The following is a 25,869-nucleotide window of genomic DNA, read 5'->3' on the forward strand; positions in this document are numbered from 1 at the left end:
CCTGCCGCGCCCCAATCTGCCGCACACCAGTCTGTGGCACACCGGCCTGTCGCGTCCCGGCGGCGGTGGGCCGCCCCTTGTGCCCGCTACGGTGTCCTGATCTGAACGCCACGCCCTGTTCCTTATGGCCCCCTTTGTGCCGGTTCATCCCTGCGGTCCATATTTGTGGCCCATCCCCCTTTTAGCCCATCCCCCTTTTAGCTCATCCCCTTGTGGCCCATCCCCTGGCCGGCCGCCAACTTTTGCAGGCGGCGGACACCGGGCCGGGTGTGTCATGCCGGCGGGCGGGTCACGGTGGCCGCACCCCGCCATGCGGAGACGGATACAGGCCCCGACACAGGTACCGACACGGGCACCGACTTGTTGACCGACATGTTGACCGACATGGGCACAAAGACAGCCCCGGCAGCCGTTCAAGACTGCCGGGGCATTGGTAAGGGGAAGCTTAATGGTTTTTTACAGCGGGCGCGATATCGGGCATATGGCGGCCTTACTGTTGCAGATTGGCGACAAACTGCGTCACCTCGGTCTCCAGCAGCACCACATTGTTGCGCAGATGCTCGGACGCGCCCTTGACCTGGGTGGATGCCGTGCCCGTGTCTTCCGCCGCGCCGAGGATGGTGCGGGCCTGATCCGCGACCGACTGGGTGCCTTTGGCCGCTTCCTGCGTGCTGCGGCTGATTTCGGCCAGCGCGGTGTTCTGTTCCTCCACCGCCGAGGACACCGCCTGGCCGATATTGGCCAGATCCTGCACGATGGTGCCGATATCCCTGATTTCCTTCACCGTGCCTTCGGTCTCCGACTGGACCTCGTGGATTTGCCGGGTGATGTCCTCGGTCGCCTTTTGCGTCTGCACGGCCAGCGATTTCACTTCCGATGCGACCACGGCGAAGCCCCTGCCGGCCTCGCCGGCGCGCGCCGCCTCGATCGTGGCGTTCAGCGCCAGAAGATTGGTCTGCTCGGTGATGTCCTGGATCAGGGTCACCACCTCGCCGATCTTGCGCGCCGCCTCGCTCAGTCCGGTGACGCGCTCATTGGTGGCCTGTACCTGCGCATTGGCGTCTTCCGACACCTTGCTGGAATGCTGCATCTGCCGGGCGATTTCAGCGATGGAGGCGGCCAGTTCTTCCGTTGCCGCCGACACGGTGCCCACATTGGTTTCCGTCTGCTGCGACGCGGTGGCCATGTTTTGCGACTGCGACTGGGTCTGCTCCGCGGTCGAGGCCATGCTGTCCGCCGTGCCTTTAAGCTGGTCGGCGGCGGTCGACACTTCAGACACCACGCCGCCGATCACCAGCTTGAATTTTTTCGCCAGATCGTGGCGGGTGCGGGTCTGCTCCGCCTGCAAGCGGGCCTCGGCCTCCTGCTCGCGGGCGCGCCTCTCGGCGTCCGCGCGTGCCTTGTTCTCGGCGGCGCGGACCTGATCCTGTTTTTCCTGCTCCAGACGCCGGCGCTCCTGCTCCTGCAGGGTTTCCATCTCGACCCCCGTCTGGCGGAACACCGCCAGCGCCCTGGCCATGGCGCCGATCTCGTCGCGCCGGTCGGTGCCGCGCACGTCCGCCGACCAGTCCTTGTCCGCCAGCCGGGCCATGGTGCCGGTGATGGCGACGACGGGCCGCGCGATGGAACGGGCGATCAGCACGCACAACACGATCGTCAGCAGGATGCCGGCGGCCGTTCCGGTCATGATGCTGGCGGTGGTGGTCTCGATCATGGCCAGGGCGTCGCGGCCGATGGCCCGCTGCTGGCGCTGCAATCCGTTCTGGGCCTCGTCCAGCCGGGCCGACAGGTCGGGGCCGATCCTGTCCAGGTCCGCCCGGAAAACCCTCTCCGCGCCGGCATCGTCCAGGCGCGCCGCCTTGGCGAACAAGGCGTCATACTCCGCCGCGCTGTCCTGAAAGCCGCGGATCTGCCGCAGGATCTCCGGCCGGATTCCGGCCAGGGTCGCATCCGACAGCGCGGCGATTTCCGCCATATTGTCGCGGGCTTCCCGTTCAAAGGCCCGGTCGCGGTTTTCCAGGCGGTATTTCAGCGTGGCCAGCCGTGCCTGGTTCAGGTCTTCGGCGATATCGGCCAGCAGCGACTGTTCGCGGGCGATGCGCTGGTACATTTCAAAGGCGGCGGCGTCCGAGCGGGCGCCGGACAGGCCGGTCAGGCCCACCCCGGTCAGCGCCACCAGAACGACAAAAAGCAGCAGATACAGTTTATGCGTGATTTTCAAGTTGCGGAGCACGACAGTCCCTTCCCTATCCTGTGACGGACACTTGCTGACGAAATCCATGCAATTGAGAATGAGTTTATATCTGGAGATGTGTTAAAGACTTGTAAATAAATTTTTGCGCTAGTTGACATTGGTCTGATGTATTAACTTCAGGTGTTTTAAAAATAACCAAAAGTTCTGTCATTTTTACCTAAAATCGTAATAAATATCTTTTTTATGGACACTATCGACTGAATTTGCCCCGGTTTGGTCGAAGACCGGCCGTAGACCGGCCATGGACCGATCGGAGTCGGGGCCCGGCTGGCGTCCGCTGCCCGCATGTCGTATGATGCCGGTTCGGGCTTTGGACAACTGAGGGGGGAAACCCATGATGAAGGTACAGACATATGCCTGGCCGGTCGGTCGGGTCCTGATGGCGTTCATATTCGTGGCGGCGGGGGGACAGAAACTGTCGGACCCCAGCGGTACGGCAGCCTATATGACCACGATCGGCATTCCCGGCCTGCTGGTATGGCCGACCATCCTGTTTGAGATTTTGGCCGGTCTGTTCATCGCCGCCGGCTTTCTGACCCGATACACCGCCCTGGCGCTCGCCGGGTTTTGCGTGGCCACCGCCCTGATGGCGCACAGCAATTTCGCCGATGCCATACAGCCGGTCCTGTTCATGAAAAATCTCGCCATGGCGGGCGGTTTTCTCATTCTGGCGGTGGCCGGGGCCGGCCCGCTCAGCGTGGACGGTGCCCGCGCCGGCAAAACCGCGGCCGCGTAAGGCCGGATCCCACTGTGGTCCAGTGTGCCGCAGGGTGGTCCATGGGCGGCTGTCTTTGCTCGCCCGCATACCCGCTGTATCCCTTGCGACAGCGGGTCTGTAAAAAAGAAGGCTTGACGCCTGTCCGCATTGACCGCATTCTTGATGTATATCCAGTCATAGTTGGACATGTGCGCCCGCAAGACCCTGACGGTCCTGCGGGCGTTTTCGTCGGTCGCTTTTGCCGGTGTTGTCGCCGATGGCTATCGCGGGCGATGCGTGTCAGGCACCCAAAATCCGCTACCCCAGAATCCGTTCCACCGTCCAGTACAGGCCGGTGGCGCCGATCAGGGCGGCACCGGGCACGACCACCGCGCGCCCGTACCATGGCCGCGCGAAAAAGCGGTGCAGCAGCGCCCAGGCGATCAGCAGCACCGCGATCTGGCCCAGTTCCACCCCGATGTTGAAGGAGGCCAGCGCCGCCGCCAGCGCGCCCGTCGGCAGGCCCAGTTCCATCAGCACACCGGCAAAGCCCAGGCCGTGCAGCAGGCCGAAGGCGAACACGATCACCGGCCGCCAGCGCGACGGCGGCCGGCCCCGGCTGTGCTGCCACAGGGTTTCCGCCGCCACCGCCGCGATGGACAGGGCGATCAGCGGTTCGACAATATGGGCCGGCACGGTGACAAGGCCCAGCACCGCCAGCGCCAGCGTCAGTGAATGCGCCAGCGTAAAGGCGGTGACCTGCCAGATCAGGGGCATCAGCCGGGTGGTGGACAGGAACAGGCCCAGAATGAACAGGATATGGTCCAGCCCGCGCGGCAGGATATGCTCAAAACCCAGGATCAGATAATCGCCCACGGTGGGCCAGAAATCGGTCACGCGGTCCATACTCCTGTTGCCGCAAGGGTGGAAACGGGCCTTTCAGCCCGGCAGGTCGCTGCGCAGGCGGGCCGTGCGCACGGTGCCGTCGCGCAGGAACATCATGCTGTGCGTCTGTCCGTCCACGGTGACATTGACCTGATTGACCTGTCCGGGAAAGACATCGCGCAGTGTGTTGTCACGCACGGTGAGCGCGGCGGGCAGGGGCGCCGGCACGCTTTCCCGGTACAGGAACAGATAATCGCCGTCCACTTCCGCCCCGATCAGGGTCGTGGCCAAGGGGGTTTCCATGGGGGCGTCGTCCTGCACGGTCATGGAAAACTGTGCGTCCAAATGCAGGAGCAGGCGCGCCTGGCCTTCGACGTCGAGAATGCTGGCCGACGGGTCGCCCGTCACCCGGTTCAGCGCGAACTGGGCGTCATGGATATGCAGCCGGTGCGTGATCTCGAACCGCCCATGCCGGTCGGGACTGGCGTCGACCGCTGCACTGCCGGGTGCCGCGCCCGTATCCGGGCCGGCCTCGGCAACCGGGCCGGTGTCCGCCTGCCACACCATGGTGGTCAGCGCCGCCCGGATCCGGTGCGCGTCCGCCCGCGGCGGAGCCGCCACCCACAGGAAAAGGACCGCGGCGATGACCGCGGCCCCGTTCAAAAGCCGGTTTGGGCACTGTCTGTCCGGCATCGGCGGGCGCGGGCTCAGTTGCCCGCCGGGGCCAGCGGCACCTCTTTGTCCGCGTCGCCGGCCTCACCGTCCTTGGCGCCTTTCAGCTTTTCCAGCATGTCGGCCATCAGATTGCGGGCCTTGCCCGTGGACTTGTACAGCTCCAGCCGCGAGGACACGATCTGGCGCGGGAAGTGATTGTCGGCATAATCCGCGTCCGCCGTCTGATGTTCCGCGTCCAGCGCGATGGAGGTGATCTTCTTGTCGCGGATGATCAGCTTGCTGCCCTTGGCCGCCTGCCGGCGCCAGAACTCCGCCGGGATCATCAGCTTTTCCGTCGTCCCGTCGGCAAAGGTCAGCGTCAGCGGCAGCGGCATGACCAGACCGCCCTTGTTGTGGAAATCGACGAAATAGATAAACTCGCCGTCTTCCACCGCGCGGTCCAGCGCCGTGCGCTCCCAGTCGCTCAGCCCCTCGCGGAAGGACTGGTAGTCGTTGCGGTCCTTGTTGGTGACGGTGAACTTGTCGTTTTCATTGTAGAAATCGCCAAGCTCGGGGTAGCGCTGAAGCCGGGTTTGCAGCCCCGCCGCGCGGTTGCGGCTCTGTTGCAGCGGCTCGGGGTAAAGCGCGGCGTCCTCCGCCCGGTCCAGCGGGAACTCGCGGTCCGGGTCTTTGGACGAGATTTTGTATTCCCGCACCCCGGTGATCGCCATGTCCACATGGTCGGTGCTGTAGAACCAGCCGCGCCAGAACCAGTCCAGATCGATGCCGGAGGCATCTTCCATCGTGCGGAAGAAGTCCGCCGGGGTCGGGCGCTTGAACTTCCAGCGCCGGGCATATTCGCGGAAGGCGTGGTCGAACAGCTCGCGGCCCATCACCGTCTCGCGCAGCACGGTCAGGGCGGCCGCCGGCTTGGAATAGGCATTGGGCCCCAGGTTCAGCACCGAATCCGACTGCGTCATGATCGGCACCTGATTGCTGCTGGTCATGTAGGACGGGATATAGTCCAGCACATTGGTGCGTCCGCGAAAGGCGGGGAAATTTTCTTCCCACTCCACCTCGGCCAGATATTCGAGGAAGGTGTTCAGCCCCTCGTCCATCCAGGTCCAGCGCCGTTCGTCGGAATTGACCGTCATCGGGAAATAGATGTGCCCGACCTCATGGATGATGACGCCGATCAGGCCGTATTTGGCGCCGCGCGTATAGGTGCGCTCGTCCACCAGGTCTTCCTTCGTCGGGCGGTAGCCGTTGAAGGTGATCATGGGATATTCCATGCCGCCCCGCTCCCAGCTGTTGACGGACTGCGCCGTCGGATAGGGGTAGGGGAAGCTGTATTTGGAATAGACCTCCATGGTGTGGACCACGGAATGGGTCGAATATTTCGACCAGATCGGCTCGGCCTCGTTGGGATAGAAGGACATGGCCATCACCAGCGGATGGTCGTCCGACTGCTGGCGGTGGCCCATGGCGTCCCAGATGAATTTGCGGCTCGACGCCCAGGCGAAGTCGCGCACATTGTCGGCCTTGAACACCCAGGTTTTGGTGCCCGTGGATTTTTCCGCCTCGTTCGCGGCGGCTTCCTCCGGCGTGACGATGAAGACCGGGCTCTCGGCGTTTTCCGCGCGGGCAAGGCGCTGGCGCTGCTCGCGGGTCAGCACCCGGTCGGCGTTTTGCAGCACGCCTGTCGATGACACCACATGGTCCTCCGGCACGGTGATTTCCACCTCATAGTCGCCGAATTCCAGGGTGAACTCGCCGCGTCCCAGAAACGCCTTGTGCTGCCAGCCGGTATAGTCGGTAAAGGCCGCCATGCGCGGGAACCACTGCGCCAGGAAGAAGATATAGGTGTCGTTGTCGGGGAAATGCTCATAGCCCCCGCGCCCGCCGATGGCGGCTTCCTGGATGATGTAGAATTCCCAGTCGATGGAAAAACGCGTCGTCTCGCCGGGGTTGAGCGGCGCCGGCAGGTCGATGCGCATCATCGTATCGACGATGGTGTGGGGCAGGTCGCGTCCGCGCGCGTCCTCCACATCCGTGATGTCATAGCCGTGCGGCGTGTCCTTGAACGACTGGTGGCGGCGCAGCGCATTGAAGGAGAAACTGTCGCCCTTGCCGACGCTGGCGCGGCGCGTACCGGCTGTCCGCGCGGTTTCCGACCGGCGCGACAGGCTGTCATTCCTGAACTTGTTCTGGTCCAGCTGCACCCAGATATAGCGCAGCGCCAGCGGCGAATTGTTGGTGTAGGTGATGGTCGCGGAGCCGAAAATGCGGCGCCGCTCCTCATCCAGGCGGACCTTGATCTGATAATCCGCGCGCTGCTGCCAATAGTCCGGCCCCGGCGCGCCCGAGGCGTCGCGGTAGCGGTTGGGCGAGGGCAGGTCGGTTTCCAGCTGCGCGAACTTGTCGGCCCCGTCGCCGATATAGCCGACGCTCTTGGCCTGCCCGGCACCCGTATCCGCGGCGAAAACCGTGTCGCCCGGCCCCGTCAGCGCCGCCGCCATCAGGCCGGCGGCGATGATGCCCGTGAAAAACCCTTTACCCAACATGATACTGACGTCCTCCCCAAGTCGGCCCCGGCGTCTGTCCGGATATTCCGGGACCGGAAACGGCCCCATGATGAATAGTCCGGGTCGCTCCGGACCCCTGATCTCTGATATAAGGTCCCTTCCTGCCAAGAATACGCACGAAATTCAACGCCATTCGCGCGAACGGGTTGCCGGACCACCCGTGACGGGGGTGAAAACCGCGTCTGAACCGGGGGTGCGCCACGGCGCCGGGCCGAAAACAGGGCCTCGTGGTCTCCTGACGCTCAAAAGAGTGCCCAAAACGATTACAGGGACCAATATACGGTCCTCCGCATGGACGTATGGCGTGGGAACGGCGGCGTCTTATCCGGTGCCGTCGCGGCCGTAGGCCATCACCACGTCGATGGTGTGCTCGGTAAAGCGCGCCAGTTTTTCCGGCGGCTCGCCGTCCAGCTTCATGATGCACAGTGTCAGGCTGGCCGCCATCAGGATGCGGGCGTCGTCCCGGTTGTCCCGGCAGAATTTTTCGTCCCCCGCCCACAGGATATGGCTGATGCGCGACAGCAGCTCCTCCTCGAACAGGCGATAGCGGGCGCGCATGTCCGGGTCGAAGCGGGTGCTCCAGCCCAGCCACACCTGCACATGATAAGGGTGTGTATCCACAAGGGTCAGCGCCTTGCCGGCCAGGGCGCGCAATATGGCCGCCGCGCCCCCCTTGACCGGTTCCACCCCGTCGAACAGGGACAGCACAAAGGCGCTGACGGCGTCGATGACATCGGTGACCAGGGCATCCCGCGTCGGAAAATATTTGAACGTGGCCGCCGTGGTGATGCCGACGGCGCGGGCGATGTCGGCATGCTTGGCCTCGCCGATGCCCTGACGCGCGAACTGCTCGATCGCCGCTTCCAGAAGCTGCTCGCGCCGTTCTTCCGGATGCAGGCGTTTTCGCGGTGCTGTCTGTGCTGTGGATGATGCCATGAATAAAGACTTGGTCAACGGGCCCCTGTATGGATGTCATATTGTTCAAATAACGACCATATCGCCGGGACTATGCCTGGGAAAGACTAAAAAGCCACCGCCCAGAACCGGCCAGAACCGGCCAGAACCGGCCAGAACCACCCGGACAGGCGGCGGCAAGGCCGAAACCCGTAAATACAGTGCGGACTAAACTTTTCATAAGCCTTTGGTAAAGTCAGCTAAACCAAAGATAAGCCTGCATGAATATTCACCGAATCACACGCGGCGATACAGTGCCGCCGCCGGATGGCGGGGGACCGTCTTGGCCGAACCGGTGCCCGGTCAGGGCGCGCGTGCTTTTCACGCGGCCATTCATGCCGGTTTTGCCATGCCCCTGAAAACATGCCCCTGAAAAGAAGCCTGTTGAAAACCTTGTTTAATTGCAATGGAAATACATATATCATTTCAAATGGAATAAAAGCGCAGTCATATGGAACCATACGGCATTGAAGGCGAAAGGGTGGGATCATGACATCTCTCGGCACGGGCGCGGCCCGCCCGGCGAAGCGGGGCCGTGACAGAAAGCCCCGCTCGCGGGACGAGACACTGGTGACCAGGGCTCTCCTGCGCGCCGCCGAACAGTTGACAATCGCCGACGGCGATCTGGTCGATATTCTGGGCGTGTCGGCAACTTCGCTGTGGCGACTGAAACGGGGGGACACGGTGCTGAAAGAGACCTCGAAGGAATATGAGATCGCCCTGCATGTCATCCGCTTGTTCCGCGGTCTGGGAGCCATCTACGGCAACAATACCGCGGATATGGCGCGGTGGATGCACGCCGGGAACAGTGCGCTCGATGACAAACCGGTCGAAATTCTGAAATCGCTCAAGGGCCTGTTCAGTGTGATCGGTTATGTGGATGCGCACCGCGAGAAACTCTAGGGCGGCATTTGAATGCTCTGGTCCGGGCAGGATATCGCGGCGGCGGTCACGCCCTATGAAAACAGGCTTTATCGCGTTGTCGAGGATCAGGCTCGGGACGCGACAAGTCTTCTCGTTGATGACGGGCCTGAACTGGACCGCTTGGAAACCTTGCTGGAGGCCGCCAAGCCGTCCTTTCCCTCCGGTATTCCGGACAATCCGGCCCTGTATCTGCTGACCGCTCCTTTTCGCTATCGGCCGGAAAACCGGGGGTCGCGCTTTCGCGCACCCGGAACCGTGCCGGGGGTGCTGTACGCCTCGGAGGGCGAGCGGACGGCGCTCTATGAATTTATCGCATGGCGGCTGCGCTTTTATCTGGACAGCCGGAACGGCTTGCCGTCCGCGCCGTTGCCGGCGCTGGCATTCGCTTTCACCGGCCGGCATGACCGCGCGGTGGATGTGCGGTGCGATCCCTTTGCGTGTGACCCGGCCTTCGCGGACAGGGCCGACTATGCCCTGTGTCAACGTTTTGCCGACGAAGCCCGGAGTGTGGGCGTGGGGATCATCCTGTATCGGTCGGTGCGCGATCCGCACGATGCGGCCAATGCCGCCCTGTTGTCCTGGGACGCCATCGATCCGCATACCCGGACGACGGACACCCGGCCCGTCAAGGTCGCGTTCAAGGAAGACGTGGTTCTGATTTTGCGGGGGCCCCTCGCCACGACGGAAAGCGTGTCGCATGATGCGTTGCTCGGCATGACCGGTTGATCCTTGCTCTGTCCGGCTCTGTATCGGCACGTCCGGAAAATAATTGACAATTTTATCACTAAATGAAAATCTGGTTCACGGGAAAAAGGGAGACAACCATGTCCGACACCGTGATGCCGTGGAAGGACGGCAAACGCCATCTGTGGGCGCTGGCGCCGCTGACCGCGCTCATCCCCCTTGTCGCACTGGGGCTGTATGACAGCTTCGGCGCGGTGTGGATGCTGTGGATCCCCTTTCTCTTCTTCTACGGGCTGACCCCCATTGTCGAGACGCTGTACGGCGAGGACCCGACCAACCCCCCGCGCGAGGCCATCCCCTTTCTGCGCGATGACCGCTATTACCGCTGGACGGCCTTTGCCGTCGTGCCGCTGGTCTATCTGGTGTGGATTGTCAGTGCCTGGTATGTCGGCAGCCACACCCTGCATTGGAGCGCCTATCTGGCGATCACCATTTCCGCCGGCATGACCTGTGCCGGGGCGCTCAACACCGGCCATGAACTGGGCCACCGGCGCGATCCCGTCTCCCTGTTCATGACGCGTCTGCTGCTCGCCATGTCGGGCATGGGCCATTTCCGCATCGAACACAATTTCGGTCACCATGTGCGGGTGGCCACACCCGAGGACAGCGCCACCGCCGCCATGGGCGAAAACTTCTATGAATTCGTCCTCCATGAACTGCCCGGCGGGTTCCGCCGCGCCTGGGCGATCGAGACCGCGCGTCTGGCGCGCAAGGGCAAGTCCGCCTTCAGTTTCGAAAACGAGCTGGTGCAGAACACGGCGCTGACCCTCGGCCTCTACGGGCTGCTGGCGCTGGCTTTCGGGATCGGGGTGCTGCCCTACCTGTTCGGCACGGCGCTGTGGGCCAATCTGATGCTGTCCAGCGCCAATTATATCGAGCATTACGGCCTGATGCGGGCAAAGCGCGACGATGGCCGCTATGAACGGGTGCAGCCCCATCACAGCTGGAACAGCAACCATATCGTCTCCAACGTCATGCTGCTGCACCTTCAGCGCCATTCGGACCATCACGCCCATGCCGAACGGCCCTATCAGTGCCTGCGCCATTTCGACACGTCGCCGCAACTGCCCGCCGGCTATTTCACCATGTATCTGGCCGCGTGGCTGCCGCCTGTCTGGTTCCGTGTGATGGACAGGCGTCTCGCCGCCCAGGTCGGCCATGACATGACCCGTGCCTATATCAAGCCGTCTTTCCGCGACACGGCTTTCCGGCGCTGGCACCGCCCGGCGGGCGAGACCGGCGACGCCGGGGCGGTCGCTCCCGCCGGCTAGCCACCGGCCCGTCCGGACGGCAGGGCACCACATCTGAAACCGGCGACGCCTGGCCGGGCCGCTCCCCGATACGGTCGCCCCCGATACGGTCGCCCCTGATACGGTTTGCGACAGAAAGCCGGCAGTCCGCCCGCCGGGTCGGTCGGTCGGCATGCCAGCCGGCATGATCAGCCAGCACGCCAATCAGCCCGCGCGTGGCAGGCCCGCCGCCGCGAAGTCCGCCGGGCATGTCTTTGTCCTTCTTGATAGGCGCGTATTTGCTCATGACCCCGGTTGCGCCAGTGTCCGGGACCACACCGGCCTGGCCCCGCTTTTATAGCGGATTCCTGTATACAAAATATCGTGATTGACGATCTATTCGCCGCGATGTTGAAAGGCGGCGTTGTTTATGTATACAATATGTCGCAGATTGGGGTGTCCGTTCCGGTGCGGCCAGATGAAAGGGCCGCACCGGCAGCGCTCTGGCCATGCATTTCTGAAGTTATGTGTTTTTGGGGGAGGAAAAGCAGCGTGACAAAACGAATCAAGGTGATCGTGCCCATACCCATGGACGAGGCCGGCGTCGCCAACCGCGCCGCCCAGCTTCCGGCCGAGGTGATCGGCGCCGGGTTCGAACCGCATTTCGTCGCCGTTCCCTGGGGCGCGGCGCTGGGCGATTCCTATCATGATATGCTGCTGATGGACTGGACGGTGTTTCAGGCCGGCATCGACGCCGAGAACGAGGGCTATGATGCCGTGTGCATCGACACCGTCAGCGATTCAGGCCTGTATGCCCTGCGCTCGCGCCTGTCCATTCCCGTTTTCGCCCCCGGACAGGCGGCCTTCCACGCCGCCATGACACTGGGCAAATCCTTTTCCATCGTCACCATGTGGGACGAATGGTTCCCCCTGTATCAGAAAACCATCACCGAATACGGGCTGGAAAAACGCCTGGCCTCCCTGCGGTCCATCCGCACCCGCCCGGATGTCGAGGAACTGCTGGCCGGCAAGGAAGACATCATTTTCGGCAAGCTGCTGGAGGCCAGCACCAAAGCGATCGAGGAAGACGGCGCCGACGTGATCGTGCTGGGGTCCACCACCATGCACCAGTCGGCCGAATATCTGGCCGCCAACCTGCCGGTGCCGGTGATCAATCCGGGACTGGTCTGCTACAAGATGTGCGAGATGTTCCTCTCGCTCGGCCTTGGCCATTCCAAGAAAGCCTTCCCCACGCCCGAAGTGGGCCGGGACGAATTTATCCGCGCCGCCCTGCCGGACGCGGGATAAGGCGGCCCTAACCGCCGCGCCATCTGTACATAGTCGGAGGACACATTGCCCATGTCGGAACTGCCCTACGAATATTATGTCAATATCGTCACCAAACGCTATTTCGACGGTGTTGACACCAAGGACCTGGAAAAGACGCTGGATTGCTTCCACGACGATGCCACATTGCATGAAATGACGTCCGACACCCTGCATGAAGGGCGCGACGCCGGCATCCGCGAAATGTTCACCCGCCTGTTCGAGGACAATGGCCGCATCTGGCACGGCAACTTCGTCCACACCGTCGATGTGGACCAGCAGGCGATTTGCAGCCAGTTCTCGGTCGAGATCGAGCCCAAGGCCCTCGAGCTTGAGGAACAGCGCTATGAAAACTGCAACCGCTTTTACCTGCGCGACGGCAAGTTCGAGCGGGTCTATGTCTATATGTCCGGCAGCAATCTGCTGAAATGAGGGAGGGCTGATCCATGCAATATCCATCATCGCTCAGCGGCGCGGACCTGGTTGATCTGGCGACCCAGCGCTATTTCGCCAATGTGGACGCCAAAAACATGGACGCGGTGCTCGCCTGTTTCCACGACACCGCCCTGTTCACCATCCAGACGGATCACACCCGCCACCACGGCAAGGGGGAAATCCGCGAGATGTTCCAGACCTTTTTCGACAGCTACGAGACCATCATCCACAAGGATTTCGTCTGCACGGTTGACGAAAAGAACGGCCGCGTCAGCGCCGTCTTCAACGTCGTGCTGGTGGACGCCGACGGCAACGAGACGCGCATGCAGAACACCAATTTCTGGCGCATCCTCGATGACAGGTTTCAGGAGGTCTACGTGTATATGAGCGGCGCCAACGTCCTCGTCTGAGATCGTTTTCTGACCCGGTCCCTCCTCGCCCGAGGGGGTGCCGGACACGGTTTGTGTGGGCCGGGCCCGCTGTCGACGGTAACACCGTTGGCGGCGGGCCTGTTTTATGACAGCACGGCGCTATACCCGGTGATCAGGGCCACCGGCAGGAAAAAGACCCAGGACAGATGCGTGCCCCTGGACAGGATCAGCGCCGCCAGTCCGGCCAGGCCGAAGACCGCCGACACCATGGTCAGGAACGCCGCGTCCGTGCCGCCGGGCACCACCTGCATGTGCACAAGCACGCCGGCAAGGCCCCACCAGGTCAGCGATGCCGCATGCCAGCCCGCTTTCAGCGTCAGCCGTGTGCGCGATCGGCTGCCCAGAATGACCGGCAGGCCGTCCATTTTCAGGATCGGTGCGATCAGGTACCGCCCGCCCAGAACCGAATGCATCAGTCCGACGGCAACGGTCAGTATGGCTGCGACAATCAGCATGGGGCGTATCTCCCTATGGTCCCCTGTAATCGTGTTTCACCGTACTCGTCGTCTGCTGTATCTCTACCCCGCGTGTAACAGCGTGAAACCCTAACACACCGGCCACCATCGGGGCAGGGCCGGGCAAGGGACCTGTTGACGCAGGCGCCTGATGCCCGGCCTTCCGTCGGGTGTTCCCCGGTCCGCCGCTCTCCGCTATTCTGGCCGCTATTTTGGCCGCCCATTGATCCGGCGCGCGTGCCGTGCCCATCCCATACACACCCTTGAACCCCCGACACCCTTTAACACCCGAACCCTTTAAAAAATCCCGAGGTCCGCCTGCCATGACGTGGAATACCCTGTATCTGATCCTCAACGCCCTTGTCATGCCGGCCTGGGCGCTGCTGCTCCTGCTGCCCCGCGCGCGTCTGACCGCGCGCATCGTGCACTCGGCCCTCTACCCGGTGGTGATCGGGGCGATCTATGCCGTCAGCCTCGCGGCGGGCATGATGTTCGGCCAGTCCGCCGACGGTGTCGGCTTTTCCAGCCTGGCGCGGGTCGCCCTGCTGTTCGACCATCCCAACGGTGTCATCACCGGCTGGTCCCATTATCTGGTGTTCGACCTGTTCATCGGCGCCTGGATCGGCCGTGACGGCGTGCGGCGCGGCATCGCCCACATCGTGGCCGTGCCCTGCCTGCTCGGCACCTATCTGTTCGGGCCGGTGGGCCTGCTGCTCTATATGGCCGTGCGCGCGGTCAGGGGCGGCGGCCTGTCCCTGGCCGAGGATTGAGCCCCGCGCCGCGCTTGCCGCGTTTGCGGCGTTTCGGCGCGGCATGCGGGCCATTCTTTTGCGCCGTCCTTTTGGCGGCCCGCGTCGGCTCTTCCTTGCGCCAAGGTCGGTACCAGCGCCGGTGCCGAGGCCGGTGGACACCGGTTCGGCCTGTGCCGTATTTGCCGCTATCTTTGGCGCATTCTCGGACACGTTGTCATTTATTCGGTCATTTCCCTCGTGCGGAAAATGAATCGCGTTATAGTCTAGTGTTTTGCGCAAACGGTATGGGGAAAATGCGTGCCGAAAAAACATGGTCTGGACTGGCAGGACCCGGCGGCGGGCCGGACGGCGGAAATGGTGTTCGCCGTCAAGGGCTTTGCCTGGCACCGCCGGCACGGCCTCGGCGTGCAGCACGGCGCGCGGGTGGCCGCCAATATCGACGGGCTGACCATTCTGGGTGAAGACGCCCTTTTGACCTTTCTCGAAGAAAAGACACCGACGCCGACCCTGTTCCCCAACGGCAATCGCGGCATGCCCATGGCGCTGACCGCCTGGCGCGACCGCATGACCGAACGCCCCGCCGACACACCCGAAGGGATCATGCGCGCCCATGGCGGCCTGGTGGCGCGGCAGATGCGCGACGGCCGCGCCTTTCTCCAGGGTGATGAACTGGGCCTGGCCGACATCGTGTCCTTCAGCTGGATGGACCAGCCGGCCTGGCGCACCCTGTGGCTCCAGGAGCCCGTTCTGGGCCCGTGGTCCGCGCGCATGCGAGAAGCCACCGAATCACTGCGCCGCAGCCTCGCCCCGCCGCTCAGCTGGTCGCGCCCGGTGACGGACGAGGACCCCGCGCCCGTGCGCCTGACGGCGCTGAACGGCGCCACCGTCGACGGCCGCCTGATCAAGACCGACGACGCCTTTTTCTGGGTCGAAACCGACGCCTACGGCATGCTCATCGCCTCACCGCTGACCCACTATATCACGCCATTGGAAGACGGGGCTTAGGGCGCGAGGGGGACGAAAGCGAGCATGGCTTGGCGGGTTCGCCCGCGCGCCTGTGACTCCATATGGCTCTAACGGTTTTCAGTGTGCAAAGAGGGCTTGGCGCCGTTCTTCGCATGGTCAATCTGTATGTCGGTCGCATCGGTGCCGCGCGATAGAGGGCTGAAGCCCTTCGTCTTCCGGGTTTTGATGATTTCAAGGCTCACGGATCGGTACGGCTCTACGGTGGTTTGACTTTGGCGAGGACGTCATTGCCCGCCCGTCGGACGGTGGGAGGCTACACCTTCTTATGCACCGCCGGATCATGCCTGGGGAGATTGACGGAGAGGCACCAAGCGGTCCTAGCCTGATATCCAATATGTCCTCCATCACGAATGAATTGGACGCTGTACACAATATACGGTAAGAACAAAGCAAGCACTGGTACGATATATGGATACCCTCTCCAAGAGACAGCGCAGCGAGCGGATGGGCCGCATTAAGGCCAAGGATACCAAGCCCGAGATGACCGTACGGCGTCTCGTGCATGGCCTAGGTTATCGTTATCGCCTACATCGGCGCGACCTTCCGGGTAATCCGGATCTTGTTTTCACTTCTCGGCGCAAGGTCATTTTCGTTCATGGATGCTTTTGGCATAGACACCCTGATAAGGATTGTAAATTGGCGCGATTGCCAAAAACACGTCTGGACTTTTGGTTGCCGAAGCTAGAAGCAAATCGTGAGCGTGATATAAAGAAGCAAAAACAGTTACGAGATCTTGGTTGGCGATTTATGATTATATGGGAATGTCAATTAAATAACCTTGATGATCTCTTGATTAATATAAAAGGCTTTCTGGAGGCAAAATGAGATCAATAGAGTTATTTGCCGGGGCGGGTGGTCTTGGCTTGGGTATCAGCCAGGCAGGCTTTCATCCCAGCATGGTTCTCGAATGGGACCCCTATTGCTGTGATACGATTCGTGAAAATCAGCGGCGCGATATCGCTCCCGTGAAATCATGGCCCTTGAGGCAAGCGGATGTAAGACGCGCGACTTTTTCGCACTTGGAAGGTGAAATCGATCTGGTTTCCGGAGGACCGCCTTGTCAGCCGTTCTCTTTGGGAGGAAAGCACAAAGCGCAAGCGGACAAACGAGATATGTTTCCCGAGGCGGTGCGGGCGGTGCGAGAAGCGAAACCGAAGGCTTTCATGTTCGAAAACGTAAAAGGGCTTACTCGCGCCAGTTTCACGAGCTATTTCGAATATATTAAACTACAGCTTGTTTACCCCGAGTGCGTCGCCAAAAAGGATGAAACCTGGACGGAGCATTTAGGGCGATTGGAACGCCATCACACCAGTGGCACCGACAAGGGGTTGAGCTACAATGTCGTTGCTCGTGTCCTGAACGCGGCGAATTATGGTATTCCACAAAAACGAGAGCGTGTTTTCATTGTTGGCTTTCGAAATGACCTTGGTCTTGAATGGCGGTTCCCGGAAGGAACACATTCTTGGAACGCCTTGGCTTGGGATCAAGTGAAAGGCACTTACTGGGATCGCCATAAGGTCCCTAAAAAAGAGAGACTTATTTCGGAACGGGCCCTGAAAGTGGTCGAGCGGTTGGACCATGCGTCTCATGAAAAGGCTTGGCGTACCGTACGCGACGCTATTAACGATTTGCCCGATCCTGAAAAATTGAAAAGAGAGAATAAAATCCTGAACCATCGTTTCCAACCGGGTGCTCGTTCCTATCCCGGCCACACGGGTAGTCCCATGGACGAACCGGCCAAGACTTTAAAGGCTGGCGTTCACGGTGTTCCCGGTGGTGAGAACATGCTGAGGCGAGCCGATGGCTCGGTCAGATATTTCACCGTCAGGGAGAGCGCGCGTCTTCAATGTTTTCCAGACGATTATCTCTTCCATGGGTCGTGGACCGAAACCATGCGCCAGCTTGGTAACGCCGTACCCGTCAATCTTGCCGCGGCGCTTGCCCGCGATGTTCGGGAGCATCTCAAGTCGTTGGAGTTGGAGACGCGTGTCGCATGATTCCAGGCTATGTGGATTTCGAATTCGACCTTCCGAATGCCTTGCTAAGCCACCTTATAGGTGTTCTTGATGAAATGGATCCGGCTCTTCTGGACCCAGAGAACCTTACGTCCATTCCCGAAGCGCAGGGCGTCTATCAACTCTTCTTGGATGGAAACCTCGTTTACATTGGCAAGACCGACGCGGAAGCTGGCCTAAGAAAGCGGCTTGGGAGGCATGCCTTGAAGATCATGCATCGCGTTGGCCTCGATACAGCTCGGGTTTCCTTCAAGGCTGTCCGGATCTACGTTTTCACGGCGGTGGATTTAGAGTCCCAACTAATTCGCCACTATGGCGGTTTACGGCAAGTGAGTTGGAACGGAAGCGGATTCGGCTCCAACGATCCGGGCCGTGAGCGCGATACAACCAAGTTCAAGGAAGGGCATTTCGATCTGACCTTTCCTATAGATATTGATCACCCCATTAGGTTTGCCGGGCGCCGTAATGGACATGCGGCGGAGTTCTTGTCCGATCTAAAAACAGCTTTGCCTTACGTTTTTCGTTTCCAGACGGCTGCCGTTCGTTCCCGAAAACCGCATCCGGATTTCGACGCTACCTTGGTTGAAATCAATGAGCTGGGTCCAGTAACGGCACGAGGGATTATCGAGCAAATTGTGCGCGCTCTTCCAAGAGGTTGGCAGGCGACGAAATTGCCCAGCCACATTATACTTTACAAGGAAGCCCGCCATTATCCCGCTGGTGACGTTATCGCTACATCTTGAATAAGCCGCGCGCTGACCGAAGAGGTGATCGGGAATATCGAGGACACTCCGTGCCGCGCACTAAAAAAGCATGACCTGTAATCCAAAGCCCATGATGGGCTTTGCTCAGGCGTGCTCCTTGGCCGATATTGGGAAGACTATTTTCAGTCCTCGGCGGTATGCCATCGTCATCAGCCGTCTTTCGCACGATGCCCGCGACCTGCCCCGGTATGTGCCCGACGCGCACCGCCGGGCGGTGGACCGGGGCCGTGTGCCTGAGGACGACTGACCCGCCGCGCTCCTGCGCGCGCCTTGCGCTCAATCCTGCTTCCGCGCGATCAGGGCGAACGGCTGATCATCCCTGCGCCACGGTGTGCCGCGCACCGCGTCCAGGGCCGGCCCGCTGATCAGGCCGGCCTCGGCCAGGTCCGCCGACAGGCCGTCCGGGGTCATGTATTCCAGCCAGGTGTGGACCCGGCGGGTGCCCGACGGTTCGACGATAAGGTAGCGGTCCAGCACCGTGGTGTGCTCGGCGTAAAGGAACGTGGCCTTCAGCCCGACATAGTCCCCCGGCGCCCAGAAGCCGTCGTCAAGGCGCCGGGCGGCACGGCACCGGGCGGTTCCGGCCGCTGTCAGGGGACGGTCCGCCGATGGTCCACGCAAAACGCCACCCGGCCATGGCCGGGTGGCGCGCTGTTTTGTCTGACATTTCGTCCGAAACCGGGCCGGTGTTTTAGAAACGGTAGCCCAGTTCGATGCCCCAGCGGCGCAGCGCCCCGGGTTGCAGGAAGGACCCGCCGAATTCAGGCGCCGGGATCACTTCCTCGATGATGTCCTCATTGGTCAGGTTGCGGGCAAACGCCATCAGCGACCATGTCTCCGACTGGAAGCCGACGCGCATGTCCAGCGTGTGATAGCTGTCCCGCTGGGTCGAGGCGTAGTTGCCCGGCGCGCCGAATACGGTCGGACGGTCCTGATCCTGCACCGTGTGGAACCAGGTCGGCCCGATCAGCTGCCAGTCCGCGCGGATGATCGCATCCAGCCCGTCATTGACCGGCAGGTTGAACTGGGTGCCGATGTTCAGCGTGTAGTCCGGGGTGTAGGGCGCCTCGTTGCCCACCGTGTCCGGCCGCGCGCTGTTGGCGTTGATCTCGCTGTCCAGCACGTTGGCGTTGGCATAGGCCTGCCACCAGTCGTTCGGCCGCACATTGATCGACGCTTCAAGACCGCGGATTTCCACCTCGTCGATGTTGGAGACCACGCGCAGCAGCCCGAAGGACCCGACAAGGAACTCGAAGAACTGCATGTCGTCCACTTCGACATAATAGCCGGCGGCCTCGAAATTGACGACGCCGTCAGCCGCGCTGCCCTTCACGCCGACCTCGAAGGCGCTCGACGTTTCTTCCTCGAACACATCCGAAATGCCCAGATTGGCACCGAGCGGCTGGTTGAAGAAGGCCTCGATGATCGCCGCCGAGCCCTGATTGTTGAACCCGCCCGACTTGAAGCCGATGCCCCAGCTGGCAAAGGCCGTGATGTCGTCGCTGATGTCATAGGTCAGGCTGACTTTGGGCTGCAACTCGGAGAAGGTGCGCTCATTCTCGCGCGCGCCGCCGCCGAACGCGGGGTCGAGGCCGGGGTTCAGCGGCGCGCCGCCGTTAAACACCCCGTCGCCGTCGAAATCGACGAACTGGGACCGTGCGTCGGTCGGCACCAGGCTGCGCACTTCGCGCTTCTCATTGTCGTAGCGCAGGGCCAGCGCCAGCTCCATCCGGTCGCTGACGTCATAGGCGAACTGCCCGAAGAAGGCGAAGACCCGGCTGTCGAAATCGTCCCACACCAGCTGTTCGGTCGGGTTGCTGGTCTCCGGCCCGTTGAAGGGCTGCGGGATCACGCCCTGGCCGCGGTCGATGCCCAGATTGACGGCCACCTGCCGGTCGATGTCCAGATAATAGGCGCCGAGCAGCCAGCGGGCATTGTCAAGCTCACCGGCCAGACGGATCTCGAAGCTGATGTCGGTCTGGTCGCGCAGCTGGAACTGCGTGCCGTCACAGGTGGTCGGCGTATAGGGCCCGAAGACCGAGCCGAGCTGTGTCGGGTTGCCGTTGGCGTCCGTTGCCGGCCATGAGGCCGGGTTGAACAGGCTTTCCGGCACATTGCCCAGCACCTGCGGCGCCGGCAGGGTGAAATTGCCGAACAGGTCGGCGGTGGACTGCTCACAGGTCGGCTCGTCATTGAAGAAGCCGAAGGCCCCGGACGTGCCGTCCGAGAAGAAGAAGTTGTCGATGTCGCTGTACAGGCCCCAGGCCGTCAGCGTCGCCCACTCCATGTCATGCTCGACCTTGAGCGAGGTCTCGAAGGTGTCCTGCTCGTTCTGCGGGTTGATATTGGGCTGGAAGGAGAACTCGTGATCGTTCACATCCTGGTTCCAGGCCGGGTTGACCCCGGCAAAGGCGGGCAGGGCAAAGGCCGCGTCGAAGGAAATGGCGGCACCCTCCACCTCGCCGACACGGATTTTATAGTCGAACGTGGTATCGGGCGTCGGCGTGTAGACCAGACGGCCGTTGATGTTGTAGTTCTCGAAATCGTCGACCACCTTGTCGTTGAGGAAGTCGTTGCGGAAGAAGCCGTCGCTGGAACGCCAGTCGGCGGCGATGCTGCCGGCCAGCTTGCCCTCGACGATCGCGCCGCTCAGCGCCGCGTTGGCGTAGAAGGTGTTGTCATTGGCCGCGCTTGCCTCCACCTGGCCGGTGACCGGGCCGTTCGCGTCCGGCGTCTGGGTGTTGACGATGATGGCGCCGGCGGCCGCGTTCCGGCCGTAAATGGCGCCTTGCGGCCCTTTCAGGATTTCAATCTGCGACAGATTGGAAAATTCGCGGTTGAAGGCCGCCGGGTTGGTATACAGGATGCCGTCGACCATGAAGGCAAAGCTGTTTTCCGCGTCCCGCGCGCCGTTGATGCCGCGGATGTTGACCTGTGTGTCGCCCACTTCCGCCGCGTCGACAATGGTCACACCGGCGGTCAGGCCGATGAAATCCTCGGGCCGTTCGATGCCGGCGTCGCGGATGGTGCGGCCCGTCAGCACCGAGACGGTCGCGGGCACGTCCGTCAGGCGTTCCTCGATCCGCCGCGAGGTCACGACGATTTCCTCCAGCGTGAAGGAATCCGCCTCCCCTTGCGCATCCTGCGCGGCGGCCGACGGTGTCGCCGGCGTCATGCCGCCAAGCGCCAGGCCGATGACCAGCGCGCTTGCGGAATATCTCCAGTGTTGCGGGTTTTTGCATCCGGTGCCGGATACGAAGTGCGGCGCGGATTTTATATTTTTTGCCGCGCCCGGCAGTGTGTCTTGATTGGCCCTTGGCATGTCGGCCATGGCGATCCTCCCAGTATATGGTTGCCCCTATGCTTGTACCGAAGATCGTAATACTCGTAACATGCGATGGTCCGGCGGGATTTGCTCGTAAAACGCTTTTCAGGAATACGCATTTACTCTTAACAAATCCTTTCGTGTCCACACTATGACACACCCGGCCGCCGGCGGCATGACATCTGCCCATGAGACCGCGCGGCAATGGGTATTGTGACGGGGCAGTGTTGCACAATGGTCGCCATTGTATACAATGTGGCGGAAATTTGAAGGGCAAAGACGGATCTTATGGCAACGGCGACCGAAAAAGCCTACGACATCATCCGCCGCAACATTCTGGACGGTGTGTTCGAGGCGGGCACCCATCTGAAGGAAGAGGACCTCGTGCGCCTGTGCGGCGTCAGCCGGACACCGGTGCGCGACGCCCTGCGCCGGCTGGCCATCGACCATTATGTGGTGACCCGCCCCAATCAGGGCACTTTCGTCAATCAGTGGTCGCTGAAGGACATTCACGACATTTTCGAGCTGCGCGCCATGCTGGAAGGGGTCGTCGCCCGGCGTGCGGCGGCGGCCATCGGTCCCGGACACATGGCCGCCCTGAAGCAGGCGTTCGGCACCATTCAGGCCATGCTGGCCGACGATGCCGCCGACCTCGACGTCAATCTGTTTCTGGCGGAAAACAAGATATTCCACATGACCATGTTGCAGGCGGCCGACAGCGCCCCGCTCGCCACCATGCTGTCCAGCCTGGTGCAGCCGCCCATCGTCGCGCGGACCGCGCTCGGCTACAATGTCGAGGATCTGCGCCAGTCGAACGAACACCACCGCGAACTGATCGAGGCGCTCGGCGTCGGTGACGGCGCCTGGGCCGAGGCGATCATGCAGGCCCACATCCGCGCCGCGCACCGCAAATTCATGGCCAGCTACCGCCCCGGCGGCGGCTTTGCCGCCCCTTAAGCGGTTTTTTCGCCAGCCCTGTCCAGTTCAGTTCCGTCCAGCGCGGTTCCGCCCGGCTCAGTCCCGCCCGGTTCGGTCTTGTCAAGCTCGGCGATCACCGCGTCCGTGGTCGCCAGGTCGGCATATTTCGCCTGCAGGTCGAAAATATTGGCGTCGTGGACGGCCCGGTCGCGGTCGCCGCAGGCGTCCTCGACCACGATGGGCAGAAAACCGTTCTGCAACGCGTCCAGCGTCGAGGCCCGCACGCAGCCCGATGTGCTGACACCGGTGATCATCACCCCGTCTATGCCCATCGCCGTCAGCGTGCTGGCCAGCGATGTGCCGAAAAAGGCGCTGGCATATTGCTTGGTGACGATCACCTCGCCCACTTTCGGCGCCAGGTCGTCGGGCCAGCAGGCCAGCGGGTTGCCGCGCTCGAAACAGGCCAGCGCCGCGACTTTCCTGAAGAACAGGCCGCCGTCGGCGCCGCCCGGCATATATTCGACCCGTGTGTGCACGACCGGCCTTCCGGCGGCGCGGAACGCCGCCAACAGGCGGCGGATATTGGCCCGCTCCGCCTCGATGCCGGCATAGAGCGGCGCGTCCTCCGCCAGATAGGCCAGGCACATGTCGATGACCAGCAGCGCCGGATTGCGCGGCATGCCCAGCGTCCCGCCGAAGCCGGCGGCGCGGTAGTCCGCCGCCAGGTCGCCGTCTTTCACGTCTTCCGGCGCTTTCGGCATCAGATCACCCCTTTGGCTTTCAGGGCGGCCAGATCGTCCGCCGTCTTGCCGAGCAGGCTGCCGTATACCTCGTCGTTATGGGCGCCCAGGCCCGGTCCGGCCCAGCGGATTTCGCCCGGCGTTTCCGACAGTTTGGGAAAGGTGTTCTGCATTTTCAGATTGGGGAAGTCCGGGTGCGCCACCGGCACGATGGCCTCGCGCGCCTGATAATGCGGGTCCGTCAGCATGTCCGGCGCCTTGTAGATCTTGCCCGCCGGCACGCCGGCCTTTTCCATCATCGTCAGCAGCTCGGCGGCGCTGAAGCCTTTCGTCCAGTCCGCGATCAGGTCGTCCAGTTCCTTCTGGTGCTTGCCGCGCGCCATATGGCTGTTGTAGCGCGCATCGTCCGCCAGCTCCGGCCGGCCCATGGCCTCGGTCAGGCGTTTGAACACGCTGTCCTGGTTGGCGGCGATCAGCACGTCGCCGTCGGTGGCGGGATAGACGTTGGAGGGCGCCACTTCCGGCAGGATGGAGCCGGTGCGCTCACGGATGAAGCCGGCCTCGGTATATTCGGGCACGGTGGATTCCATCATCGCCAGCACCGATTCGTAGATCGAACTGTCGATCACCTGTCCCTTGCCGGTGATTTCGCGCCGGTGCAGGGCCATCAGCGCGCCGACGGTGGCATAGGTGGCCGCCAGCGAATCGCCGATGGACAGGCCGACCCGGCTTGGCGGGGTCGACGGGTCGCCCGCCAGGTTGCGCATGCCGCCCATGGCCTCGCCGATGACGCCGTAACCGGCGCGCTTGGCATACGGCCCCGTCTGCCCGAAGCCGGTGACCCGGATCATGATGAGGCGCGGGTTGATCTTGGCCAGGTCCTCATAGCCCAGGCCCCATTTTTCCATGGTACCGGCGCGGAAATTTTCCAGCAGGAAATCGGCGTCCTTGATCAGGTCCTTCAGGATTTCCTGGCCTTCCTCCAGCCGCAGATTGAGGGTGATGGATTTCTTGTTACGCGCCACCACCGGCCACCAGACAGGTTTGTTGCGGCCCCAGTTGCGCATGGCATCGCCCACTTCCGGCGGCTCCACCTTGATGACCTCGGCGCCGTGATCGGCCATCAGCTGGCCGCAGAACGGACCGGCGATCAACTGGCCCAGTTCAATCATGCGCAAACCTTGCAGGGCGCCGAAAGGCGTGTTCTGCGGGGAGGGGACGTCAGCCACGGTATTCTCCTTGTTTAATCCGCTATGTAACCCGTTGCCCGCGGCCCTTGTGGACGGGCCCGGGCATTTCCTGTTTCTGTTTCGCCGCCGCCCCGGTATTTTACCGGTCGGATAGCGTGCCGGCCTGATGACCGGCGGTGCCGGGGGCGGCTCTGATTCCGCTGCCGCGCGCCGTCCCCTTGTCCGGTTCGGGCGGTCCCGGATCCGCCCCATGGGCACCGGGCCGGCCGGCGCCGTAAAATGGGGCTGGACCTGCGGCTGGCAAATTGTATACAAAATATGTATACAATATCCAGTCAATTTGGATAGGCTGCCGATCCGGCGGGTATGACGGCGGTCCGGGAGCGCTCCGGTGCGGCCCGGTATGGCCGCATTTGACAGGGGCATGAGATGGACGGGGGCATGAGGTGGCCGGGGATACGGCCGGATCGTGCCGCCTAGGCGGTGGCCGCGTATGATCACTGTTAAAGACAGACTGAAATACGGAAATATAGAGACGGAATTCGATGACCGATATGGCGCCAGTTGAAATTGTTGAGGTCGGCCCCCGCGACGGCCTGCAGAATGAAAAGGTCCTGTTCTCGACCGGGGACAAGCTGACCATGATCACCCGCGCCATCGACGCCGGGGTGCGGCGGCTGGAAGTGGCCAGCTTCGTCCATCCCAAGCGCGTGCCGCAAATGGCCGACGCCGAGGATGTGGTCGCGGGCCTGCCGGTGCGCGATGACGTCACCTATATCGGTCTGGTCTTGAACAAGCGCGGCGCGCTCAGGGGCTTGGCGACACGGGAAAACACGGCTGCCGGCAAGGCCGCCATCGACGAACTGGGCGCCGTCGCCATTGCCTCCGACACCTTCGCGGACAGGAACCAGGGTCAGACATCGGACGAATCCGTCGCCGTTTCGGCTGACATCGTGCGTCTGGCCAGGGCCGAGGGGATGAGCGCCCAGGTCACCCTGTCCGCCGCGTTCGGCTGCCCGTTCGAGGGCCGGGTCGACCCGGCCCGCGTGGTCGACATGGCCAAACGCATTGCCGAGTGCGACCCGCGCGAAATCGCGCTTGCCGACACCATCGGCGTCGGCTCGCCGCGGCGGGTCGGCGATCTGGTCGCCGCCGTGCGCGACGCGGTGCCGCACATTCCGCTCAGGGCGCATTTCCACAACACGCGCGGCACCGGCATCGCCAATGCCTGGGCGGCCTACCGTGCCGGCGCGGTGACGCTGGATGCGTCCGTCGGCGGACTGGGGGGGTGTCCTTTCGCACCCAAGGCCACCGGCAATATCGCGACGGAAGATCTTTTATACATGCTGGAGGAAAGCGGCGTCGAAAGCGGCGTGTCGCTGGACGCCATGCTCGACCTGGCGCACTGGGTGGAAGACCGGCTGGGCAGGCCGACACCGTCCGCCCTCAGTCAGGCCGGCGGCTTTCCGACCGGTGCGGGAGACCAATCGGCGGCCTGACCGGGCCGACCGCCATCAGACTATCAACTTGGAAACCGCGCCGGACCGGGTGCGGGTGGGAGGTACA

25 protein-coding genes are annotated in these 25,869 nt (G+C 62.6%); 15 read left to right on the top strand and 10 right to left on the bottom strand.

Annotation, left to right across the window (positions count from 1 at the left end):
- Positions 1 to 490 precede the first annotated feature (490 nt).
- Positions 491 to 2,233: a methyl-accepting chemotaxis protein gene (locus BXY39_RS10110; RefSeq protein WP_170163750.1), complete on the bottom strand. Its 1,743-nt coding sequence runs from the start codon at positions 2,231 to 2,233 to the stop codon at positions 491 to 493.
- Positions 2,234 to 2,588: 355 nt separating this feature from the next.
- On the opposite strand from BXY39_RS10110, the gene BXY39_RS10115 reads away from it, so the two are divergent.
- On the top strand, positions 2,589 to 2,990 hold the full coding sequence (locus tag BXY39_RS10115) for a DoxX family protein (protein WP_121938725.1): 402 nt from the start codon (positions 2,589 to 2,591) through the stop codon (positions 2,988 to 2,990).
- 279 nt (positions 2,991 to 3,269) lie between these two features.
- Here BXY39_RS10115 and BXY39_RS10120 read toward each other — a convergent pair whose 3' ends face one another.
- The 4 genes from BXY39_RS10120 to BXY39_RS10135 form a co-directional block, all read right to left on the bottom strand.
- Positions 3,270 to 3,848: a HupE/UreJ family protein gene (locus BXY39_RS10120; RefSeq protein WP_211332180.1), complete on the bottom strand. Its 579-nt coding sequence runs from the start codon at positions 3,846 to 3,848 to the stop codon at positions 3,270 to 3,272.
- Positions 3,849 to 3,890: 42 nt separating this feature from the next.
- Positions 3,891 to 4,529, bottom strand: a complete 639-nt coding sequence (locus tag BXY39_RS10125) for a DUF6702 family protein (protein WP_147453541.1) — start codon at positions 4,527 to 4,529, stop codon at positions 3,891 to 3,893.
- A gap of 14 nt (positions 4,530 to 4,543) precedes the next feature.
- Positions 4,544 to 7,009, bottom strand: coding sequence for a M1 family metallopeptidase (locus BXY39_RS10130; protein WP_121938988.1), 2,466 nt, complete (start codon positions 7,007 to 7,009; stop codon positions 4,544 to 4,546).
- 387 nt (positions 7,010 to 7,396) lie between these two features.
- Complete coding sequence (locus BXY39_RS10135) at positions 7,397 to 8,011, bottom strand: TetR/AcrR family transcriptional regulator (RefSeq protein WP_121938728.1); 615 nt, start codon at positions 8,009 to 8,011, stop codon at positions 7,397 to 7,399.
- A gap of 507 nt (positions 8,012 to 8,518) precedes the next feature.
- On the opposite strand from BXY39_RS10135, the gene BXY39_RS10140 reads away from it, so the two are divergent.
- The 6 genes from BXY39_RS10140 (at position 8,519) to BXY39_RS10165 (ending at position 13,097) form a co-directional block, all read left to right on the top strand.
- Positions 8,519 to 8,932, top strand: a complete 414-nt coding sequence (locus tag BXY39_RS10140; protein ID WP_121938729.1) for an antitoxin Xre/MbcA/ParS toxin-binding domain-containing protein — start codon at positions 8,519 to 8,521, stop codon at positions 8,930 to 8,932.
- A gap of 12 nt (positions 8,933 to 8,944) precedes the next feature.
- Positions 8,945 to 9,679, top strand: coding sequence for an RES family NAD+ phosphorylase (locus BXY39_RS10145; RefSeq protein WP_121938730.1), 735 nt, complete (start codon positions 8,945 to 8,947; stop codon positions 9,677 to 9,679).
- Between the two features lie 98 nt (positions 9,680 to 9,777).
- Complete coding sequence (locus BXY39_RS10150; protein WP_170163751.1) at positions 9,778 to 10,968, top strand: alkane 1-monooxygenase; 1,191 nt, start codon at positions 9,778 to 9,780, stop codon at positions 10,966 to 10,968.
- A gap of 510 nt (positions 10,969 to 11,478) precedes the next feature.
- A complete protein-coding gene (locus tag BXY39_RS10155; RefSeq protein ID WP_211332181.1) occupies positions 11,479 to 12,234 on the top strand; it encodes an aspartate/glutamate racemase family protein in 756 nt (251 codons plus the stop codon).
- Between the two features lie 51 nt (positions 12,235 to 12,285).
- Positions 12,286 to 12,684 carry a nuclear transport factor 2 family protein gene (locus BXY39_RS10160; RefSeq protein ID WP_121938732.1) on the top strand — a complete coding sequence of 133 codons (399 nt, stop codon included), beginning with the start codon at positions 12,286 to 12,288 and terminating at the stop codon, positions 12,682 to 12,684.
- A gap of 14 nt (positions 12,685 to 12,698) precedes the next feature.
- Positions 12,699 to 13,097: a nuclear transport factor 2 family protein gene (locus BXY39_RS10165; protein WP_121938733.1), complete on the top strand. Its 399-nt coding sequence runs from the start codon at positions 12,699 to 12,701 to the stop codon at positions 13,095 to 13,097.
- Between the two features lie 104 nt (positions 13,098 to 13,201).
- Here the strand turns inward: BXY39_RS10165 and BXY39_RS10170 are convergent, their stop codons facing one another.
- Positions 13,202 to 13,573 carry a hypothetical protein gene (locus tag BXY39_RS10170; protein WP_121938734.1) on the bottom strand — a complete coding sequence of 124 codons (372 nt, stop codon included), beginning with the start codon at positions 13,571 to 13,573 and terminating at the stop codon, positions 13,202 to 13,204.
- Positions 13,574 to 13,896: 323 nt separating this feature from the next.
- Here BXY39_RS10170 and BXY39_RS10175 point away from each other — a divergent pair, with 323 nt between their 5' ends.
- From BXY39_RS10175 to BXY39_RS19325, 6 genes are all read left to right on the top strand, one after another.
- Positions 13,897 to 14,343: an ABA4-like family protein gene (locus BXY39_RS10175; protein WP_121938735.1), complete on the top strand. Its 447-nt coding sequence runs from the start codon at positions 13,897 to 13,899 to the stop codon at positions 14,341 to 14,343.
- A 279-nt stretch (positions 14,344 to 14,622) separates the two neighbouring features.
- Positions 14,623 to 15,330 (top strand): glutathione S-transferase family protein, encoded by a 708-nt coding sequence (locus tag BXY39_RS10180; RefSeq protein ID WP_121938736.1) that lies wholly within the window; start codon positions 14,623 to 14,625, stop codon positions 15,328 to 15,330.
- A gap of 429 nt (positions 15,331 to 15,759) precedes the next feature.
- On the top strand, positions 15,760 to 16,176 hold the full coding sequence (locus BXY39_RS10185) for a very short patch repair endonuclease (protein ID WP_121938737.1): 417 nt from the start codon (positions 15,760 to 15,762) through the stop codon (positions 16,174 to 16,176).
- Positions 16,173 to 17,348 carry a DNA cytosine methyltransferase gene (locus BXY39_RS10190; protein ID WP_121938738.1) on the top strand — a complete coding sequence of 392 codons (1,176 nt, stop codon included), beginning with the start codon at positions 16,173 to 16,175 and terminating at the stop codon, positions 17,346 to 17,348. Before BXY39_RS10185 ends, BXY39_RS10190 begins: the two co-directional genes overlap by 4 nt.
- A complete protein-coding gene (locus BXY39_RS10195) occupies positions 17,345 to 18,109 on the top strand; it encodes a GIY-YIG nuclease family protein (RefSeq protein WP_211332182.1) in 765 nt (254 codons plus the stop codon). The genes BXY39_RS10190 and BXY39_RS10195 overlap by 4 nt, the downstream gene beginning before the upstream one ends.
- A gap of 118 nt (positions 18,110 to 18,227) precedes the next feature.
- Positions 18,228 to 18,377, top strand: coding sequence for a hypothetical protein (locus BXY39_RS19325; RefSeq protein WP_170163752.1), 150 nt, complete (start codon positions 18,228 to 18,230; stop codon positions 18,375 to 18,377).
- Positions 18,378 to 18,406: 29 nt separating this feature from the next.
- On the opposite strand, the gene BXY39_RS10200 is transcribed toward BXY39_RS19325, so the two are convergent.
- Positions 18,407 to 18,751, bottom strand: coding sequence for a hypothetical protein (locus tag BXY39_RS10200; RefSeq protein ID WP_121938739.1), 345 nt, complete (start codon positions 18,749 to 18,751; stop codon positions 18,407 to 18,409).
- A gap of 70 nt (positions 18,752 to 18,821) precedes the next feature.
- Positions 18,822 to 21,461 carry a TonB-dependent receptor gene (locus tag BXY39_RS10205; protein WP_211332183.1) on the bottom strand — a complete coding sequence of 880 codons (2,640 nt, stop codon included), beginning with the start codon at positions 21,459 to 21,461 and terminating at the stop codon, positions 18,822 to 18,824.
- Positions 21,462 to 21,743: 282 nt separating this feature from the next.
- On the opposite strand from BXY39_RS10205, the gene BXY39_RS10210 reads away from it, so the two are divergent.
- Entirely contained in the window at positions 21,744 to 22,412 is a 669-nt protein-coding gene (locus BXY39_RS10210; RefSeq protein WP_121938740.1) for a GntR family transcriptional regulator, read from the top strand.
- On the opposite strand, the gene BXY39_RS10215 is transcribed toward BXY39_RS10210, so the two are convergent.
- The gene (locus tag BXY39_RS10215) at positions 22,409 to 23,134 is read right to left on the bottom strand and encodes an isochorismatase family protein (RefSeq protein ID WP_121938741.1); all 726 of its coding nucleotides are present in this window, start codon (positions 23,132 to 23,134) and stop codon (positions 22,409 to 22,411) included. The genes BXY39_RS10210 and BXY39_RS10215 overlap by 4 nt on opposite strands.
- Positions 23,134 to 24,342, bottom strand: coding sequence for a CaiB/BaiF CoA transferase family protein (locus BXY39_RS10220; RefSeq protein WP_211332184.1), 1,209 nt, complete (start codon positions 24,340 to 24,342; stop codon positions 23,134 to 23,136). The genes BXY39_RS10215 and BXY39_RS10220 overlap by 1 nt, the downstream gene beginning before the upstream one ends.
- A gap of 515 nt (positions 24,343 to 24,857) precedes the next feature.
- Between BXY39_RS10220 and BXY39_RS10230 the strand changes: the two genes are divergently transcribed.
- Positions 24,858 to 25,802 carry a hydroxymethylglutaryl-CoA lyase gene (locus BXY39_RS10230; protein WP_121938993.1) on the top strand — a complete coding sequence of 315 codons (945 nt, stop codon included), beginning with the start codon at positions 24,858 to 24,860 and terminating at the stop codon, positions 25,800 to 25,802.
- Positions 25,803 to 25,869 lie beyond the last annotated feature (67 nt).

Source organism: Eilatimonas milleporae (assembly GCF_003688555.1).
In the GTDB taxonomy this organism is placed as follows: Bacteria; Pseudomonadota; Alphaproteobacteria; order Sphingomonadales; family Kordiimonadaceae; genus Eilatimonas; species Eilatimonas milleporae.